Here is a 16,498-nt window from a genome sequence, read left to right as displayed (position 1 = left end):
CGAGGTTTGCAACTCCGCGTTCCCGGAGCAGTCTCGTCCTACTTGCACCCTGGAGCGTCGATAGTGACAGGAGTGGCCCGAACCATCGGTGTGTGTCGCACGGCGACCGGACCTAAGCCGTCGGCGCTCGCACCGTCGGAGCCCACCATGTTGACGACGAACGTCGACGTAGTGACCGGTGGCGTCAGCGCACTGATGCGCACTGCATCTCGACCCAGGTGCGTGGTGTGCGCGATCGCTGGGTGTTCGTTCCCATCGAGCGTCCAACTCTCGATCCTCGCTCCGACGGGGGCGTACACGATGAAGTCCGTCGCAATGTCCCCAGGGTTGTAGTACGGGCCGGTGATGTACAAGGGCAGACCGCCGGCGTCTTCTCGACTGATCGAGTTGGCGAAGGCGACGGTCGTCGTCCATGTCGGAGGGCCGTCTGCAGAGCACTGATCGGTAGATACGGTGACCGAGGCGTCGACGTAGTAGTCCATCTTCGATCCCGTCGTGTCGTTGAAGAAGACGCCAATCGTCGTCTCGTCCTCGTTGTCGCGAGGCAAAACTCCCGCGGTCGGCGACGTGTCGAGCAACTCCTGAGCGTTCGCGTCCGCCGTCCAGATCTTTATGCGCCCCTCATCAGCAGAACGAGTCAACGCGTTCACCAACGCGACAGGGTCCGCGGAGCCCTGAGTCAATGCCGCGAAGACGGTGGCGCTCGCACCTGCGAAGAACACATTCGATTCCACGCCCGTCGGATAGTCGAAATACGCGGTGTTGAGAAGCAATGCCACTGCATTCTCGCTGGTGAGCGTCTCGCCCGTGGGCAAGGGCAGTGGGCCGGTCGCGGTGAGCATATAGCTGAGCGCCACCGGGTCCACGGAGATCACGCCATCGATCTGATCGTTGAATCGATCCGCCCACCAGGCCTTGGCCAGCGCAGCACTGGTCGGGAAGTTCGGCGTGGCACTCAGATTGGCGATCCACCGCCCGATGGTGTCCGAATACAGTGCTTCAGTCTCCGCATCGAGCGGCGTGATCGGCTCAGGAAGCGCAATCTCGAAGTCCGTCGCTGCCGCCTCGTTCGCGATCGTCAGCCCGCCATTCTCCACTCGGATGAGGATGAATGATCCGGGTCCGCCCCCTCCCGCACGCGCCTCAGCATTCCCCTGGAACATCAGCAGGTAGTTTCGTGGTCCGTCAGCCCCGAGCGCCTCAGGCAGCACAGACAGTACGCCCTGGGCTGGGCCGATGACGTCTTTAAGCTTCTGGAGCGAGGACTCGATGTCGGTGACTCCTCCGTCGACCTGCTCGATCAGCGCACTACGGTCGAGCTCACGGACGGAATCCAAAGACGAGGTGACCGCGCGATCGATGCTGTCCACGGTCTCGGAGAGCCCCTGCAACGTCGCGAGATCGATGCGACCCTGAACCGGCTTCAGCGCGTTCAGATCAAGGGTGCTGGCTGGAGTCAGCACGTCATCGCCGAGGCGCACCGCAATCTCCGTGACGAGGTGCACCGCGCGCAGATTCTCAGTCAGCGGGAGCGGGATTCCAGACGCGAATTCCCACAACCGCCCGCTTGTCGCCGCCTGTGCCTGCGCCGCCTCTGCGATGAAGGACTGCGTCGCGGCGGCCGAGGCGTCCGTATCAGATGCCAGCAATGCCGTCTGAGCTTCCCCGGCGAACGGCAGAGCCGCGACGAGGTGCTCCCGCGCGGTCTGCGCTTGCGTGTACAGCCGCTGTCCTGCCCACACGGTGAGGGCGATAGCGAGAACGAGCAGGAGGGTTATCGACCCTACCCAGATCCAGATGCGCCGCCTACGCCTTAGTTGCTGTGGCGGCTCAAGGAGCGCCTGGTCGGCCTGGTGACGCAGTTCGCGTCGCGTGGGTACCGGAATATTGGATTCTGACATCGGCTCTATCGTCGCATGTCGCGGGGCTCATCGGGAAAGTAGATGAGCTACCGACCACGCTGGCGCAACGCCGACACGATTGCGACGAATGCGCGGCGACGCACCAGCAGCCACAGGATCATCAGAATCGCCGCGGCCGCAGCGGAGTACCAGCCGTTTTGCGCCCACGCATCGCGCCCAACGACGACGATAACGAGAGTCGTCGCGATAACACCGACGATGGTGAACGCTTCGCCCGCCCATTTCATGCTGTAACTGCGCCAGGCAATTGCAAGTGGCACTACGGCGATAGCCGTTGTTCCAATCGCAAACCCGAGCGGGACGGCGATCTCATTGCCTGTCGGGATCATCAACAGCCACACGCTGATACCCAACACCGCCCCACCGACACTAGACCCTGCTGAGATCGCCATGCCGCGATTCGACGAGGCTGTGAGCGCGCTCACGGCTGGCACCGCGATCGTGCTGATGACGATCGCGGGAAGTATGAACAGCATGATCCAGGCGGTCTTGGGGAATTTGTTCCCCCAAAGCAGATGTACCAACAACTCAGACGTAACCGCTATGGGTATGAAAGCAGTGAGCATCATCGTGGTCACCAGGGAGGTCACACTTTCGAGTCTTTGCCTCACGGCTCCTTCTGGAGCGATTCCGTGGGTCGCAGCAAGTGCCGGAAACAAGACAGCGCCTAAAGCCGCCGCGATCACCCCCAGCGGCGTGGTCATCGTCAGGGCTGCTGAATACTGCCCGACATACGATAACCCTTCCACAAGCCCGGCGACGAGCACTGCTCCCTGGCCGAAGCCGGTACTGGCCAATGTCCCTGCGACTGCGAACGCGATAAAGGCCCGGATCTCTCTCGACAGGCCTCGGTCGAGTCGGGGAACACGTCGGCGAGGCCAGGATAGAAAAGTAAAGATGAGGTTCAACAGGATAAGTGGGGCAATCACCCAAACGTTGCGCACGCCAATCAGAAGCAGCAGCACCGTAGATCCGGCACTAACCAGTCCAATCGATACGCTCCAGGCTGCGAGACGGCCCCCTTCTCCGCCCCCGAAATGCAAGCCCTCGATGAACGCGCGACCAGCGACCGCCATCACCATGAGTCCGCTCAGCAGCGCAACCGACACCGTTCCGTGACCGCTCAGAACAACGATCGCCGCTACCACGAGGGCTGCCGCGACTGAGGCCACGACGACTCGTCGGGCAAGGTGAGTCGCCACAGTTCCTGCAAGCCTACGTTGCCCCCCAGCACCCAACTTCGAAACATATCGGCTAGCGGCACCACCTGCTGGGTACGCGAGCGCTGCGATCGACGCGCCGGAAACTACCGTTTGCGTGAGCCCCAGCAGTGCGCTTCCTCCTAGTCGCCCGATGGCGACATTCACAACCAAAGTCGCGATTCCGGGAGCCAATCTACTTAGGAGTGCGAACGCTCCTTTCCGACCTAGCCCGTCGGTTGTTGGTTTGTTGTACTCCGGGCGAGAGAACATACTCGACACGATCACCGCACCTTACTTTTCTGTCGCCGAGCGTGGGGCCGCGTACGCCCCTGCACGTTCCGCCGAGCTACGGTCACACAAGTCTCCCCGGATACACTAGCGATGCACCGGCCATCCGCGCCCGTGGCGAGACCCTCAGCCCGCGAAGGACCCGTTGTGAATCGAACCCTCTCGATCGGCCCCCTGAACTCGGCATCCCAGGGGAGCGCATGGTCGACGGCGCTGCGGGCCCGCACCGCGAATGAAGCGTTCACGATGGCGTTCGACGGAAGACTGGCGAGGGCGCTGCGAGATCGCCGTGTCAACGATCTCTCCGATCGCTCAATCCCGCATTACCGACTTTCACCCGCCTGGTGGCGCAGGTTCCGCGTCGAATCCGTGCTCGCTGCCGGAACGCATCATCTCAACGAAAGCAACATGCCGCTCGTAGGTAACCCGTCTCTATCGAGATTCGCGGATGAAGCTGCGGGCTACGAACGGCTAGGGGTGGCGGCAGCCGTGGTGTTCCACGGCAGCGATGCTCGCGATCCGCGACTCAGCGTCGAGCTTAATGAGCATTCCTTTTTTCGTGACGCCGACCCTGCGTGGGCGAAGCAGTTGGGGGATCAGGCCCGTCGCAATAGAGAATCAGTGAGGGACGTGGGACTCGATACCTTCGTAACGACGCCGGACATGCTTCAGCATGTGGACGGGGCAAGGTTCTTGCCCATCAGCCTCTCGTTACGCGGGTGGAAGTGCAAAAATCCGCCACTCGAACGCGCTGTCCCCCGAGTACTTCATCGCCCGAGCGGGCGATCGGCGGTCACCAAGGGCACTTCATACATCGAGAGTGTCCTGAACTCGCTCGAAACGCGCGGTTTGATAGAGGTTTGCCGCACAGACGTAGTGCCTCACACGGAGATGCCTGCTCTGCTGAACGGTGTCGACGTGGTCATCGACCAGATTCAGACAGGCGCATACGGAGTCGTCGCCATCGAGGCGATGGCTGCCGGTCGGGTTGTCGTGGGCGGCGTCTCGGAGCAGACGAGAAGCGTGATGGGCGACAATATTCCCGTCATCGACGCGAACCCTCAAACCTTGGCGGCAGTTTTGGATGACATTCTCGGCGAGCGAGAACGCTTTCGAGATCTTGCTGCTACCGGGCCTGCATTCGTGCGCAAATGGCACGACGGACGCGCAGCTGCCTCGGCGTTGGACACATGGCTCACGAACACGATCGTCGCGCCCTCGCCGGGTTAGACTTCATGAGCGTTGACGCCATGGCTGATGAGCCAGGCCATCGTGCGACTACCAAGCGTGGAGAGGACCGCATGGAACGGGTGAGCCTGCGGGAGCCGTCCCATTCCACACTCCCCACGCCGACGCGCTTGGGGAGTAACGGTGTAGAGCGGGCAATGTTCTTTGTCCTGCCCACGCTCTCGGCGCTTGGTCCGCTGTTCCCGCTGTTTGGGAGCGTCTTTGCGTTCAGAGCAGCGACGTTGGTGCTTCTCCTCGGCGTTCTGTTCAGAAAGATCTCCCGGCCTGAAGCGCTCGCACGCATGTCGTCGCGTCTACGAGCATCCACTTGGATGCTCCTCCTCTTCGGCACCATCGCCGCCGTGGTGCTAAGTGCCGCGCATGGGATTGATGGATACGCGGCATCAGAGCTGAACTCGAGTTTCTTTGGCGCACTGCTTCTTATCGGAGTACTTCTCGCGAGGGTCGACACGTCCCTCATTCGCGCGTTGTTCCTCGGCTGGATAGTGGCCGTTTCCGTCACCGGCGGGCTAGCGCTGCTCGAAATGCAGACAGGTTGGCGCGCTAGTAACTACTTCGCAAACCGTGATGCCGAGACAGTGCTCACGGACCCCGGACTCGCGAGCTCGTTTGGCAACCCCAACGACTTCGCCTATTTCCTGCTCATTGCGTTTTTGATTCTGGTCGCCAGCTTCGCTGTCGTGCGGAGCAAGTTGCTCGGACTAGTAGTAATAGCCTACCTTCTGGTCATCGCATTCCTGACTCAGCGCACGGAGTCGACGCTGGGATTCGCCGTTCTGGCTATCATCCTGCTAACCCTGGTACTTGCGCGCTTCCCGCTCGTCGCCGCCATCGTCTCCCCCGCGCTGGCTGGTATCGCGCTCTTCGTAATTAATTCTCCAGGGGGTATCTCGGGCGTCTTCGGAGGCGATGCGTCACCAGCGAACTTGTTCGACGAGGGGCAAACGGGAGCGGTACGCCTGAATCTGCTCATCAACGGCACCCGATTCGCGTTTGAAAGCGGATTCCTGGGCCTAGGTCCGGGTGGCTACGAGACCCGCACGGCGCAGGGGTATCCAGGAGACTTGGATACGAAGGGGATCCTGAGCCCGCACAGCGCGCTGATGGAGATCCTGAGCCAGTATGGAATCTTCGTTTTCGTCGCGGTCGCGATAGTGATCGTCTGGATCGCACGTATCGGATGGCGATCGTTTAACAATCACTCCAAATCGCGAGGTTCGAGACTTTCGGGACTCGTTCTCTTGATGTTCGCGCTACTCTCGCCATTGATGACCGTAATGGCGAGTTCGAGTCTCGAGCCCTCATACTCTTGGATGGCCTTCGCATCGATTTTGTCGATTGCGATTTGGCTCGATACCCAGCCGGAAGAAGGAGCTTCTGCAGTCAGCGACGCAAACTACGCTCGTCACGTCGGTGTGCCTATGACCCGACGTCCGCCAGCGCGATGATCGTCTCGGGCTCTGGGTAGGTAATGAGAACCGCGTCCCGACGCCCGTAGAACACGAACCGACTGCCAGCTGCGACAGCGCTCGCCCCGGCGGCAATCGCCTCAGCGAAGTGACTATCACCGGCCGCTCCGCCGAGAGCGATCACCGGCACACGAACCGCATTCGAAACCAGTCGCAGCGCGTCGAGGTCATAACCTAACCGCGTCCCCTCACGGTCCACGGCCGAGACGATAATCTCGCCGACACCGAGTTCGACGACGCGGCGTGCCAGCGTCTCAATGTCGTCGTATTCGGTGCGGGCCCCTGAGTCGCTTAGCGCGATGAGCGCGCCGTCCTGAGCACGTCGGATATCGAGGCTCGCCACGATGCTCTGTGACCCCAGGTCGCTCGCCATGGCTGTGACCGCATCCGGCTCGCGGAACAGAGCGGAGTTGACGATGACCTTCTCCATACCGAGCCCCACGAGCGCCCTGGCCTGGGCCGGCGTGCGCACTCCCCCGCCGTACGCCACCGGCATGAAAGCCTCGGAGGCGATGTCCGACAGCAGATCGTAGGCGGGTTCGCGCCGGGCTCGGCTGGCTGCGAGGTCGATCACGACGAGCTCGTCGACCTGCTTCTCGTTGAAGATCTTCACGGCATTGATCGGATCGCCGAGATACCGAGGACTCTGGTACCGGGTCGTCTTGACGAGCCAGCCGCCTTCGTCAATCTGAAGGACGGGGATCACGCGGGGGCCGATCATGACGCACTCCACTGGTCTAGCATCTGCATGCCGAAGGCGTGGCTCTTCTCCGGATGGAACTGCGCGCCTGTCACATTCTCACGGGTCACCATCGAGGTGAAGGTCCCTCCGTACTGGCTTCGAGCCAGTTCATCCCTCTCGTCCGCGACGACGACCCGGTAGGAGTGCACGAAATAGAACCGGTGCGCCTGTGACAAGCCTTCAACGAGTGGAGCAGGCTTTCGCACATCGAGCTGATTCCAGCCCATATGCGGGACCCGAAGTCCCGCGGAGTCGTCGAACCTGATGCTCTGCCCTGGAATCAAGCCCAGCCCCTTCGACGTGCCCTCTTCGCTCGAGTCGAGGAGCAACTGCATACCGAGACAGATTCCGAGGAGGGGGCGCCCGGTCCGGGCCTGTGCGCGGATCGCATCATCGAAGCCTCTTGAACGGAGTTTCTCCGTTGCGACGTCGAACGATCCAACCCCGGGGAGCAGCAATCGATCAGCCTCGGCGATTCGATCAGGGTCGGATGAAAGCTCGGCCGTCCTACCGATGCGTCGGAACATGTTTACCAGCGAGCCGATGTTTCCGACCCCGTAGTCCACGATCGTGATCATCCTGCGCTCTTCTCCATCGATGTGGTGCACTCCGCCAACAGATCATCCAGGCGCGCCGCCAGTGCCCGGTAGTCATAGTTCTCAATCACGTGCGCCCTGGCGTTTGCCGACCATCGCGACCTTTCGGACTCGACGCTCGGTGACGCCATCTCGATCATCGCAGCGCTCAGCCCCTCGGCGTCATCCGCCGGCACGACTATTCCAGCATCCGCCTCGGCGACCAGGTTGTTGCGAGCGCTACTGGCTATCACGATCGGCCGGGCGGAGGCCGCGTAGTCGAACAGCTTGTTCATACTGACCCCGTAGCGATAGACGTCGAGATCCAGCACGTTGATGACCAAGGCGTCGGCGCCGGTGATCATCGCGGGCACCCGTTCCTTCGGCACAGGTGCGGCGAAGGCGACACGTTCGCCGTGTGACGACAGCGTGGCATGCTGCTCGAGCGCTGCCCGCTCGGCTCCGTCCCCGACGATCGTCAGGCGTATGCGTGCATCGGTCTCGGCTGCCGTCAGGAAACCGTCGATGATGGCCCGGACCCCGTTCGCCCGTCCCACCGAGCCCAGATACATGTACACGAAATGGTCTGTGTTCGGTTTGGCGACACCCTCAAAGTCATCGGCATCGGTGCCGTTCGAGATCCAAACGACCTTCTCTGCAGGCACACCTTGCGCGATCAGGTACTCCGAGGCGAAAGGAAGCAGTGTGATGATCGCAGTCGCCCGCGCGCACAAAGCGCGCTCGAGCCGCCTCATTAGCCACGTGACCGGTCCGTGCTCGGGGAGCTTCCCCATGTCGATGAGCGTCTGCGGCCAGAGGTCGCGTATCTCGAACACGAATGGCACCCTGGCTCGTCGAGCAAGCACGGATGCGGCCCAGGCGGCGAGCGGGTGTACCGTACTTCCGACCACGATATCGGGGCGTTCGAGGTCTCGGATGCTCGAAGGCCGAAGCAGCGCAGCCGTGAAGATGATCATGTTGCGCAGGCGCGCCAAGCCGCCTCGGTACTCCGGGGTATGGAGGAACCGAAACCTCACGCCGTCGCGGACACGATCCGTCGTCTTGCTGTCTGGGTCGATGCCGCGACGACGACGACCGGAGGGATGCTCTGTGCTCGCGGCGAACAGGACGGGTGTCCAGCCTCGAGCGGCGAGCCCACGGGCAAGCGAGAAGTGTCGAGAACCTGAAGGGGTCTCCTGCGGATCCGTCGCGTAGTGGTTCACGATCCAGACGGTCTTCACGCGACCCCCATCACTCGACGATATTCTTCGAGCATCCGATCGGACTCACGGTTCCAGTCAGGCAGCGTGACGGACTCGATCGCTGCCCGGCCCGCCGTGATCTGATCTGCCGTCAGCTCGTCCATCGCCGTCGCCAGGGACTCCGAAGTCCCACCGACCTTCCACTGAGATTCGTTTGAGCTGAGCAGACGGTCCACCTCGACAAGATCGGTGTAGAAGAACGGTACGCCGGCCATCGAGTATTCGAGCGCCTTGTTAGGAAGGGAGAGCGCGTACGACAGGCAAGTCGACTCGATGAGGCAGAGTCCAACATCACCGCCGGCGACTGTGTCGACCACAGCGTCCGCTGCCACCCGCTCGTGCAGGTGAATGTTCGGGTACTTTTCGACGTAGCTCTGCACCAGATCAGAGAGCGAGCCGCTGCCGATGAACACGATGTGGTCTCCGGATGCTGCCCGCGCCGCGAACACGTCGAGAATCTCGGGTATGAACCGGTGCGCAACGATGTTCCCGACGTGCACATACACGCGGCAGGAATCTTCGATGCCGTACTTGGCGCGGAGGTTCGCGGAACGCTGGCCCCCGCTTGTCGTCGGCGCATTCCGCACCGAGGTCACCCGGACGCCGGGATATGCGCGTCGATACCACTCTGCGATCGAATCATTGACCACCAGCACGGCGTCGCACCTGCGGATGAACAACCGTTCGATGACTCGAAAAACCTTGCCCTGGAGTCCGCCCGATGTCGAGGTCTCCGTCTCGAGCTCATGCGTGTCGTAGATGAGCACGGCACGGTGCTTCCGCGCAATCGCGTAGCTCACTGGCAGCACGGCGACGGAATGTGCGTTCACCGCACTCACGGGGCGCGTTCGCCACGCTCTGTACACCCGGAATGACCAAGTGAGCTGTTCGCGAATGCGGCCGACGAAGGAGCGCGGGCGTTGATCCGATGGCACGCCGATCCGCTCGATCGAGCGATGCTCGTCCAGCACATCAACGTCGGGAAGACCCTCCGCACGCTGGCCGACGACGACGAGACGGTCGAAGAGTCCCGCATCGGCGACGGCGGCGGTCTGACGGAAGATCCGGCTCTCGTTGACGATCGGAGCGGGATAGATGTGGAGGTTCACCGTGTAGCTCATCTCGGATACAGCCCCAGTTTACGGAGCCGGTTGACGAGTCCTCGGAGAAACTGGACGAACCCGTACGAGTTCCGATACGCCCGGTAGCTGGAGGGCTTGGACTGCACGATCTCTGCCAACTGGTCAGGACTTAGCGACAATTTCTTCCGAAGGAGGATCTCGTCCTCAGACCGAAGACGTTGGCTGTAGTCGCTATTTTGAACCGCAGCGAGCGCATCATCGCGCGTGATCTGGCCGGAGTTGATGAGATCGCTGTAGTGTCCGCGGCGTTTGTCGATCTGGAACTTCTCGGGCAGGTAGTAACCCTGGACCCAGCGAGTGAATATGGACTCGTAGTGCTTGCCTTCGTAGGGCACCCAGCCCAACTCTGAGACGAGGTCGTTCATAGCATTCGACTTGTCGTATTCGAGGTAGTTGAGGATCGACACGATTCGCACGCGGCGAACAAACGTGGTCCATGCGAGCGTTACGAATCCGAAATGCGGGTAGGTGCGTAACGGCACTCGCCCAAAGCGTCGGTGCACATCTTTGAGATACCGCCAGTCCGAGTGTCCGTAGGACCAGGAAGGCACGCTGATGGATTCCGTCGCGAAGTTCATCCCAGAGATGATGAAGCGAATGCCGTGCTCACGCGCGATGCGCCACAGTGTGGCCTGGATCGCGTGGTCGCTCGGAATGTCTGCGTCCGGCGTTGAAGCTCGGAGGAAGGATCGTTGAAGATCGTAGAACTCATCCAGTCGAAGCACCTCGGTGTGCAGATCGATGTCGAGTACACGGAGCAATCGCTCGATGTTGAGCACGGCGAGCGCTGAGTTCCAACCATTGTCGACGTGCACGGCGAGCGGACGCAGACCTAGCTGTTTCACCTGAAGGGCGACGTAGGTGCTGTCGACACCACCGCTGACTCCGATGATGCAGTCGTATGGTTTCCCCTGACCCGCGCGCGAGATCGCGTCCACCACCTGCGCGAGCTTGGCAGGTCGCTGCTCGACAGGCACGATACGAGACTCCAGGAGTGCGTCGTAGCGGATGCAATGATTGCAGACCCCATCGACGACGACAATATCTGGGTCCACCGTTGAGTTCATGATGCACCGAGTGCATTCGCGTACGGTCATCGAGCAGGAACACCTTTCACTGTCATGCCGGACGGCACGTCCTTCGTCACGCACGCCGCCGCGCCCACGATCGCATCCGAACCGACTGTGAGCCCCTGCAGCACGACCGAACCGGCTCCGAGGAGCGTGCCCGTCTCGACCACGACGTTGCCGGAGACGATCGCGCCGGGGTTCACCGACACGCAATCCGCGAGGGAGGCGTCGTGCCCGATGACGCACGCCGGGTTGAGATGCACGTGATCGCCGAGGGTCACGTTGGTCGAGACCTGCACACCCGAGGCGATGACGACACCCTCCCCGATGCTCGCCTGCGTGCCGATGACGGCGCGGGGATGGATCAGCGTCTTCGCACGCAGCCCCGCGGCGGCGAACCGCCGCGCGACGAGGGAGCGGATGCCCGGCGAGCCGATCGCGACGACGAAGCGCTCGTCACCCGTCGCGGTGGGCAGCCAGTCGTCTTCCGTGCCGAGGTAGGCGATTCCGCGCGCGCCGAGCCGGCCGAGGTCATCCTGACGCGGCCCCGCATCCACGACGCCGACCAGGTGCAGGGGCTCCCCCGCGTCGATGAGCGCCTCGATCACATCGAGCGTCTCGCGTCCGAAGCCCCCGGCTCCGACCACCACGATCCGTTCAGCCATCTGCTTCTCCGAACTTCCGCATCGTCACATGCCCCTCCGCGCTGATTCCCTCGCGCGCGACAACGGACCGAACGGTGTCCTTGAGGATCCGTGCATCCAGGGCGAGGCTCCGGGCGTCGACGTACTGCACGTCGAGCGCGAAGCGCTGCTCCCACTCCACGGTGTTGCGTCCGTTCACCTGGGCGAGGCCGGTGATGCCGGGCCTTACCTCGTGGCGGCGGCTCTGCTCGGGCGTGTAGCGCGGCAGATACTCGACGAGGAGCGGTCGCGGACCGACGACGCTCATGTCGCCGTGCAGCACGTTCCACAGCGAGGGCAACTCATCCAGGCTCGTGGAGCGCAGGATGCGGCCGAAGCGCGTGAGGCGCTGTTCGTCGGTGACCCATCCGCGGGACTCATCCACACTGCGCATCGAGCGGAACTTGTACAGCCGGAAGATGCGGCCACCCCGGCCGGGCCGAGGTTGGGTGAAAAGCACCGGGCTGCCGAGGTTGACCCGCACGACGAGCGCGGTGATCACGATCACGGGGCTGAGGACGACGAGACCGACGGCCGCTGCCGCGGCATCGAGCGCGCGCTTGAGCGCGTCATAGGGGCGTCGTGCCGGCCGCTTCATCTCAGCGCCCATCGAGGAAGGCGGCGATCGCCGACCGGACGCGCTCGCGCTGCTCCGTCGTGAGCGCCGAGCCGCTCGGCAACGTGAGACCGCGTGCGAACAACGACTCGGATGCTCCGGTGATGACACCGCGGGACCCGGCGAACACGGGCTGCAGATGCATCGGCTTCCACAGCGGGCGGCTCTCGATGTCGTCGGTGGCGAGCACGGCGGCGAGCTCCTGCGGCTGCCACCCGGTGACCTCGGGATCCACGAGGATCGAGGTCAGCCAGACGTTGTCGTCGTGATCGCCCGCCGCGCCGAAGACCTCGACGCCGGCGACATCGGCGAACAGCTCCTTGTAGAGCTCGCGCACCTCACGGCGTCGCGCGATCATGCTGTCGAGGCGCTGCAGCTGCGCGCGTCCGAGAGCCGCGAGCAGGTTGCTCATGCGGTAGTTGTAGCCGATGTCGGTGTGCTCGTAGTGCACGACCGGCTGCCGGGCCTGGGTGGCGAGGTAGCGGACGTGCCGGGCGATCGCGGGGTCATCGGTGAGCAGCATCCCGCCACCCGACGTGGTCATGATCTTGTTGCCGTTGAACGAGACGATCGACGCACGGCCGAAGCTGCCGGCGGCTCGTCCGCGGTGGCTCGCGCCCAGCGACTCCGCGGCATCCGAGAGCACCGGCACGTCGTACTCGGCCGCAGCCTCGAGGATCGCGGTGTAGGCGACCGCCTTGCCCAGCAGATCGACCGGCACGATCGCCGCCACGCGCTCCCCCGCGGCGTGCAACTGCTGCAGCGCCTGGCGCAGCAGCTGCGGGTCCATGTTTCCCGTCGCCGGATCGGCGTCGATGAAGTACGGCTCGGCGCCGGTGTAGACGATCGCATTGGTGGTGGCGGCGAAAGTCATGGTCGAGGTCAGCACGATGTCACCCGGCTCGACGCCGAGCGTCAGCAGGCCGAGATGCAGCGCCGCGGTCCCTGAGCTCAGCGCGACGCCGTGGGCGACGCCGACGCGCTCGGCCAGTTCGCGCTCGAAGGCGTCGACATCAGGGCCGAGAGGGGCGATCCAGCCGGAGCGCATCGCGGCGAGGACCGCGTTCTCCTCGAGCTCGCCGACGTCCGGGGAGGACATGTAGATCCGTGCGGTCACTTCTTGTACTCCGTGGTGTCCAGCCGGATGGGCTCGATGATGGCGGTGTCGTTGTCGCGCGGCACCGACAGCATCCGCGCCTCCCAGCCGGCCTTGTCGAGGCGTTCGGGTGAGATGGGATCGGCGCGCGTGTGCGACACCTTCGGGTGGAAGGGCCGTTCGAGGTTCTCGCTCGAGCCGACCAGCACCTCGTGCAGCTTCTCGCCGTGGCGCAGCCCCGTGAACACGATCTCGATGTTCTTGCCCGACATCGCGATCATGCGCTTGGCGACCTCGAGGATCGACACCGGCTCTCCCATGTCGAGGATGAGCACCTCACCCGGGCGGCCGATGCCGCCCGCCTGGATCACGAGCTGGCAGGCCTCGGGGATCGTCATGAAGTACCGCGTGACGTCGGGGTGCGTGACGGTGATCGGCCCACCCCCCTCGATCAGCGTCTGGAAGGTCGGGAGCATGGATCCGCGGCTGCCGATCACGTTGCCGAAGCGCACCGAGAGGTAGCGCATCCCGGTCTCCTCGCTCGCCCAGGCTGTGAGCTTCTCGGCCACGCGCTTGGAGTGTCCGAGCACGCTGGTCGGGTTCGCGGCCTTGTCGGTGGAGATGTTGACGAAGGTGTCGACGCCGACCTCGCGCGCGGCCGTGAGCACGTTGAGGGTGCCGAGCACGTTCGTCTTCCAGGCCTCGTCGGGGTACTGCTCGAGCATCGGCAGGTGCTTCAGCGCCGCGGCATGGAACACGACCTCGGGTCGGCGTTCCGCGAAGATGCTGCGCAGCGTGTCCTCATCGCGGATGTCGGCGAGCACGACGTCCTTCGAGTCGAGCAGTCCGTGGCCGAGCGTGCCGAGCTGCGCCATCTGCAGGCCCGTCTCGTCGCGGTCGAGCATGATCAGGTCGCTCGGACCGAACTTGGCGAGCTGGCGGCAGAGCTCCGAGCCGATCGACCCTCCCGCGCCCGTCACGAGCACGCGGCGCCCGGTGACATAGCCGGCGATGAGCTCGACGTTCGTGTCGACGGGATGACGGCCGATGAGGTCTTCGATGCTGATGTCGCGCAGGTCGATCGCCGACTGCGCACCCGACATGAGGTTGGTGAGCGTCGGGGTGATCCGCACGCGGAGCCCGGCGGCCGCGGCGTCGTCGGTGAGGCGGCGCAGCAGCGTGCTGTCGGCTCCGCCGATCGCGATCACGATGGTCGTCGCGCCGGTGTCCTGCGCGGCGGCTGCGATCTCGCTGGTGCGTCCGATCACGGGAACGCCGCGCAACCGGAGATTCTTCTTGGCGGGGTCGTCGTCGAGGATGCCGACCGCGCGGAGCGGCGAGGTCGGGTCGGTCGTCATCTGGTGCAGCAGCACGTCACCCACGTAGCCGGCTCCCACGATGAGGGCGGGCTCAGCCTCGGCACCGGGCTTGCGTCGTCGCTCGATGACGAGGCGGGCGATGTAGCGCACGCCGAACATGAGCAGGAGCACGAACGGGAAGGCCAGGATCACGGTGCCACGGGGCAGCCCCACGAAGGGACCGACGACCATCACGAGCGCGGTGAGGACCGCGGCCTGCACGACCACGGCGATGCCGAGCGCTCTCACCTCATCGAAGGATCCGTAACTGAATCGTCCTCGGTAGAGGGCGAGGTAGTAGCCGACGACGACCTGACCGGCCGCGGCGAGCGCCGCCAGCGAGGCCATGCTGATCCACCCTCGCGCGGTGGGCTCGAACTCGAAGCGCAGCACGACGGCGACGACGATCCCGACGATCCAGGCACCGCTGTCCACGATGGCGGCGGTGAGTCGCCGCCGTCGTTGCCAGACCGACACGTCGTCTTCTCGTTTCCAACCCGATGACACTTTTCCCCCCGGCACACGCGTGAGCGTGCGTCCTCCCGCCCGGTCTGGGGCCCGGCGGGAGCGGTCGTAGTCTGCGACACAACCAATGTATTGGTTCCATCGTGACACACCGATCGCGTCCGGAATGCTGGGATGCCGGAATTTCCGCGAGGGGGCGGACCGAGTCGGCCCCCGCGGTTCCGTCCGAGACCACGTGCGCTCTCTCGAGGCGAGGGAGACCGGGAGCGGGAATCAGGCCCCGTCACCCTGGTCGGGCTCGGTGGGCGCGGTCGGGTCCTCCGGCGGCGTCGGCTCCTCGGTGACGGGATCGGTCGGCTGCTCGGTCTGCGTGTCGTCGTACCGGCGCTGATCCTCGACCCGCTGGCGCTCGGCCTCCTCGGCAGCCCGCCTCTTGTCGTCGCGCACGGCCCGCACCGCGTCGCGATATCCCTCCAGGGCCGCCGCTCCGGCCGCCGTGGTCAGGTCGGCCGAGCCCACCGCCGTCGATGCGGTCGACAGGGCGTCGCGCAGGCTCTGCTCCGCGAATGGCGCGTCGTCGAGCACCGCCTGCGTGCTCGCACTCACACTCGCCCGGAAGGCACTGACGCCGGCCGCGAAGGTGGCCGTCGCGCCTTCGAGACTCTGCCGCGTGGAGCGCACCTCGGCGCTCGCATCGTCGACGAGCGCCGCGCGCGCCTGCACCTCGTCGATCGCGGCCGCGACGCTGGCGAGCGATTCCTCGTCGACCGGCGGGGCTGTCCATGCCGGGAGAGCCTCCGGAACGGTGATCGCCTCGAGAGCCACCTGGTACTGCGTCGCCGCCGACGCGGCCGCCTCGAAGACCGCGGGCTCGACGAAGGGCTGCTCCTCCTCGGTGGGGACGAGGGCGGCGAGACCGGTCTCGAACGTCTGCGCGGCCGACGCCCCGGCGGCGATCTGCTCCTCGATGCGCACGTGGGAGGCGGTGAGGCCGAGCTCGGCGGAGGTGAGGGCGTCCTGGTCGGACCGCAGCAGGGCGGTGGCGTCTCCGGTCGGGCTGGCGTTGGCGGCCTGCACCACCGCGAAACTCGACGCGACGGACACGGCCACGACCGCCGCAGCGCCGGCGAGCGTGCTGACCCAGTCGATGCGACGACGAGAGCGGCGGACCGACGAGGGCGCGGAGCTGGCCGGCATCGGTGCACGGTTCGCGGCCGCCGCTTCCACCATCGCCACCAGTCGCGGCAGATCGTGGCCGACGTCGTCCGCCCCCCTGCTCATCCGAGGGCGCCCGACGAGAGCCTCGAGCCCGCTCGGGGTCGCGTCAGCCTTAGGTTGCGGCAGCCGAGAGCGGTCACGC

14 protein-coding genes are annotated in these 16,498 nt (G+C 64.5%); 2 read left to right on the top strand and 12 right to left on the bottom strand.

Going from position 1 to position 16,498, the window contains the following annotated elements; translation table 11 throughout:
* Nucleotides 1-38: 38 nt before the first annotated feature.
* Both ACWA14_RS03700 and ACWA14_RS03695 read right to left on the bottom strand, forming a co-directional pair.
* Nucleotides 39-1,901, bottom strand: coding sequence for a DUF4012 domain-containing protein (locus tag ACWA14_RS03700; protein WP_463796128.1), 1,863 nt, complete (start codon nucleotides 1,899-1,901; stop codon nucleotides 39-41).
* Nucleotides 1,902-1,948: 47 nt separating this feature from the next.
* Nucleotides 1,949-3,094 carry an MATE family efflux transporter gene (locus tag ACWA14_RS03695; RefSeq protein ID WP_463796127.1) on the bottom strand — a complete coding sequence of 382 codons (1,146 nt, stop codon included), beginning with the start codon at nucleotides 3,092-3,094 and terminating at the stop codon, nucleotides 1,949-1,951.
* Between the two features lie 465 nt (nucleotides 3,095-3,559).
* On the opposite strand from ACWA14_RS03695, the gene ACWA14_RS03690 reads away from it, so the two are divergent.
* Nucleotides 3,560-4,642: a glycosyltransferase gene (locus ACWA14_RS03690; RefSeq protein ID WP_463796126.1), complete on the top strand. Its 1,083-nt coding sequence runs from the start codon at nucleotides 3,560-3,562 to the stop codon at nucleotides 4,640-4,642.
* On the top strand, nucleotides 4,603-6,108 hold the full coding sequence (locus tag ACWA14_RS03685) for an O-antigen ligase family protein (protein WP_463796125.1): 1,506 nt from the start codon (nucleotides 4,603-4,605) through the stop codon (nucleotides 6,106-6,108). The genes ACWA14_RS03690 and ACWA14_RS03685 overlap by 40 nt, the downstream gene beginning before the upstream one ends.
* Here ACWA14_RS03685 and ACWA14_RS03680 read toward each other — a convergent pair.
* The 10 genes from ACWA14_RS03680 to ACWA14_RS03635 form a co-directional block, all read right to left on the bottom strand.
* On the bottom strand, nucleotides 6,080-6,850 hold the full coding sequence (locus ACWA14_RS03680) for a HisA/HisF-related TIM barrel protein (protein WP_463796124.1): 771 nt from the start codon (nucleotides 6,848-6,850) through the stop codon (nucleotides 6,080-6,082). The two genes, ACWA14_RS03685 and ACWA14_RS03680, sit on opposite strands and share 29 nt — an antisense overlap.
* Nucleotides 6,847-7,449 carry an imidazole glycerol phosphate synthase subunit HisH gene (hisH, locus tag ACWA14_RS03675; RefSeq protein WP_463796123.1) on the bottom strand — a complete coding sequence of 201 codons (603 nt, stop codon included), beginning with the start codon at nucleotides 7,447-7,449 and terminating at the stop codon, nucleotides 6,847-6,849. The genes ACWA14_RS03680 and hisH overlap by 4 nt, the downstream gene beginning before the upstream one ends.
* The gene (locus tag ACWA14_RS03670; protein ID WP_463796122.1) at nucleotides 7,446-8,687 is read right to left on the bottom strand and encodes a glycosyltransferase family 4 protein; all 1,242 of its coding nucleotides are present in this window, start codon (nucleotides 8,685-8,687) and stop codon (nucleotides 7,446-7,448) included. Before ACWA14_RS03670 ends, hisH begins: the two co-directional genes overlap by 4 nt.
* Entirely contained in the window at nucleotides 8,684-9,829 is a 1,146-nt protein-coding gene (locus tag ACWA14_RS03665; protein WP_463796121.1) for a glycosyltransferase, read from the bottom strand. Before ACWA14_RS03665 ends, ACWA14_RS03670 begins: the two co-directional genes overlap by 4 nt.
* On the bottom strand, nucleotides 9,826-10,947 hold the full coding sequence (locus ACWA14_RS03660) for an N-acetyl sugar amidotransferase (protein WP_463796120.1): 1,122 nt from the start codon (nucleotides 10,945-10,947) through the stop codon (nucleotides 9,826-9,828). Before ACWA14_RS03660 ends, ACWA14_RS03665 begins: the two co-directional genes overlap by 4 nt.
* Nucleotides 10,944-11,585, bottom strand: coding sequence for an acetyltransferase (locus ACWA14_RS03655; protein WP_463796118.1), 642 nt, complete (start codon nucleotides 11,583-11,585; stop codon nucleotides 10,944-10,946). Before ACWA14_RS03655 ends, ACWA14_RS03660 begins: the two co-directional genes overlap by 4 nt.
* Nucleotides 11,578-12,213 (bottom strand): sugar transferase, encoded by a 636-nt coding sequence (locus ACWA14_RS03650; protein WP_463796117.1) that lies wholly within the window; start codon nucleotides 12,211-12,213, stop codon nucleotides 11,578-11,580. Before ACWA14_RS03650 ends, ACWA14_RS03655 begins: the two co-directional genes overlap by 8 nt.
* Nucleotides 12,203-13,318: a DegT/DnrJ/EryC1/StrS family aminotransferase gene (locus ACWA14_RS03645; protein WP_463796116.1), complete on the bottom strand. Its 1,116-nt coding sequence runs from the start codon at nucleotides 13,316-13,318 to the stop codon at nucleotides 12,203-12,205. Before ACWA14_RS03645 ends, ACWA14_RS03650 begins: the two co-directional genes overlap by 11 nt.
* Nucleotides 13,319-13,332: 14 nt before the next feature.
* Nucleotides 13,333-15,150, bottom strand: coding sequence for a polysaccharide biosynthesis protein (locus ACWA14_RS03640; RefSeq protein ID WP_463796115.1), 1,818 nt, complete (start codon nucleotides 15,148-15,150; stop codon nucleotides 13,333-13,335).
* Nucleotides 15,151-15,411: 261 nt separating this feature from the next.
* On the bottom strand, nucleotides 15,412-16,419 hold the full coding sequence (locus ACWA14_RS03635; protein ID WP_463796114.1) for a hypothetical protein: 1,008 nt from the start codon (nucleotides 16,417-16,419) through the stop codon (nucleotides 15,412-15,414).
* Nucleotides 16,420-16,498 lie beyond the last annotated feature (79 nt).

This window comes from Microbacterium sp. TW_SC_2 (assembly GCF_055361165.1).
Note: the sequence above shows the minus strand (reverse complement) of the source record. Positions and strands in the feature narration are given on the sequence as shown.

Coding starts and splice junctions, on each gene's coding strand:
- ACWA14_RS03700 (WP_463796128.1), bottom strand. CDS start 1,901: ATGTCAGAATCCAATATTCCGGTACCCACGCGACGCGAACTGCGTCAC.
- ACWA14_RS03685 (WP_463796125.1), top strand. CDS start 4,603: ATGGCTCACGAACACGATCGTCGCGCCCTCGCCGGGTTAGACTTCATG.
- ACWA14_RS03680 (WP_463796124.1), bottom strand. CDS start 6,850: ATGATCGGCCCCCGCGTGATCCCCGTCCTTCAGATTGACGAAGGCGGC.
- hisH (WP_463796123.1), bottom strand. CDS start 7,449: ATGATCACGATCGTGGACTACGGGGTCGGAAACATCGGCTCGCTGGTA.
- ACWA14_RS03665 (WP_463796121.1), bottom strand. CDS start 9,829: ATGAGCTACACGGTGAACCTCCACATCTATCCCGCTCCGATCGTCAAC.
- ACWA14_RS03660 (WP_463796120.1), bottom strand. CDS start 10,947: ATGACCGTACGCGAATGCACTCGGTGCATCATGAACTCAACGGTGGAC.
- ACWA14_RS03655 (WP_463796118.1), bottom strand. CDS start 11,585: ATGGCTGAACGGATCGTGGTGGTCGGAGCCGGGGGCTTCGGACGCGAG.
- ACWA14_RS03650 (WP_463796117.1), bottom strand. CDS start 12,213: ATGGGCGCTGAGATGAAGCGGCCGGCACGACGCCCCTATGACGCGCTC.
- ACWA14_RS03645 (WP_463796116.1), bottom strand. CDS start 13,318: ATGTCCTCCCCGGACGTCGGCGAGCTCGAGGAGAACGCGGTCCTCGCC.
- ACWA14_RS03635 (WP_463796114.1), bottom strand. CDS start 16,419: ATGAGCAGGGGGGCGGACGACGTCGGCCACGATCTGCCGCGACTGGTG.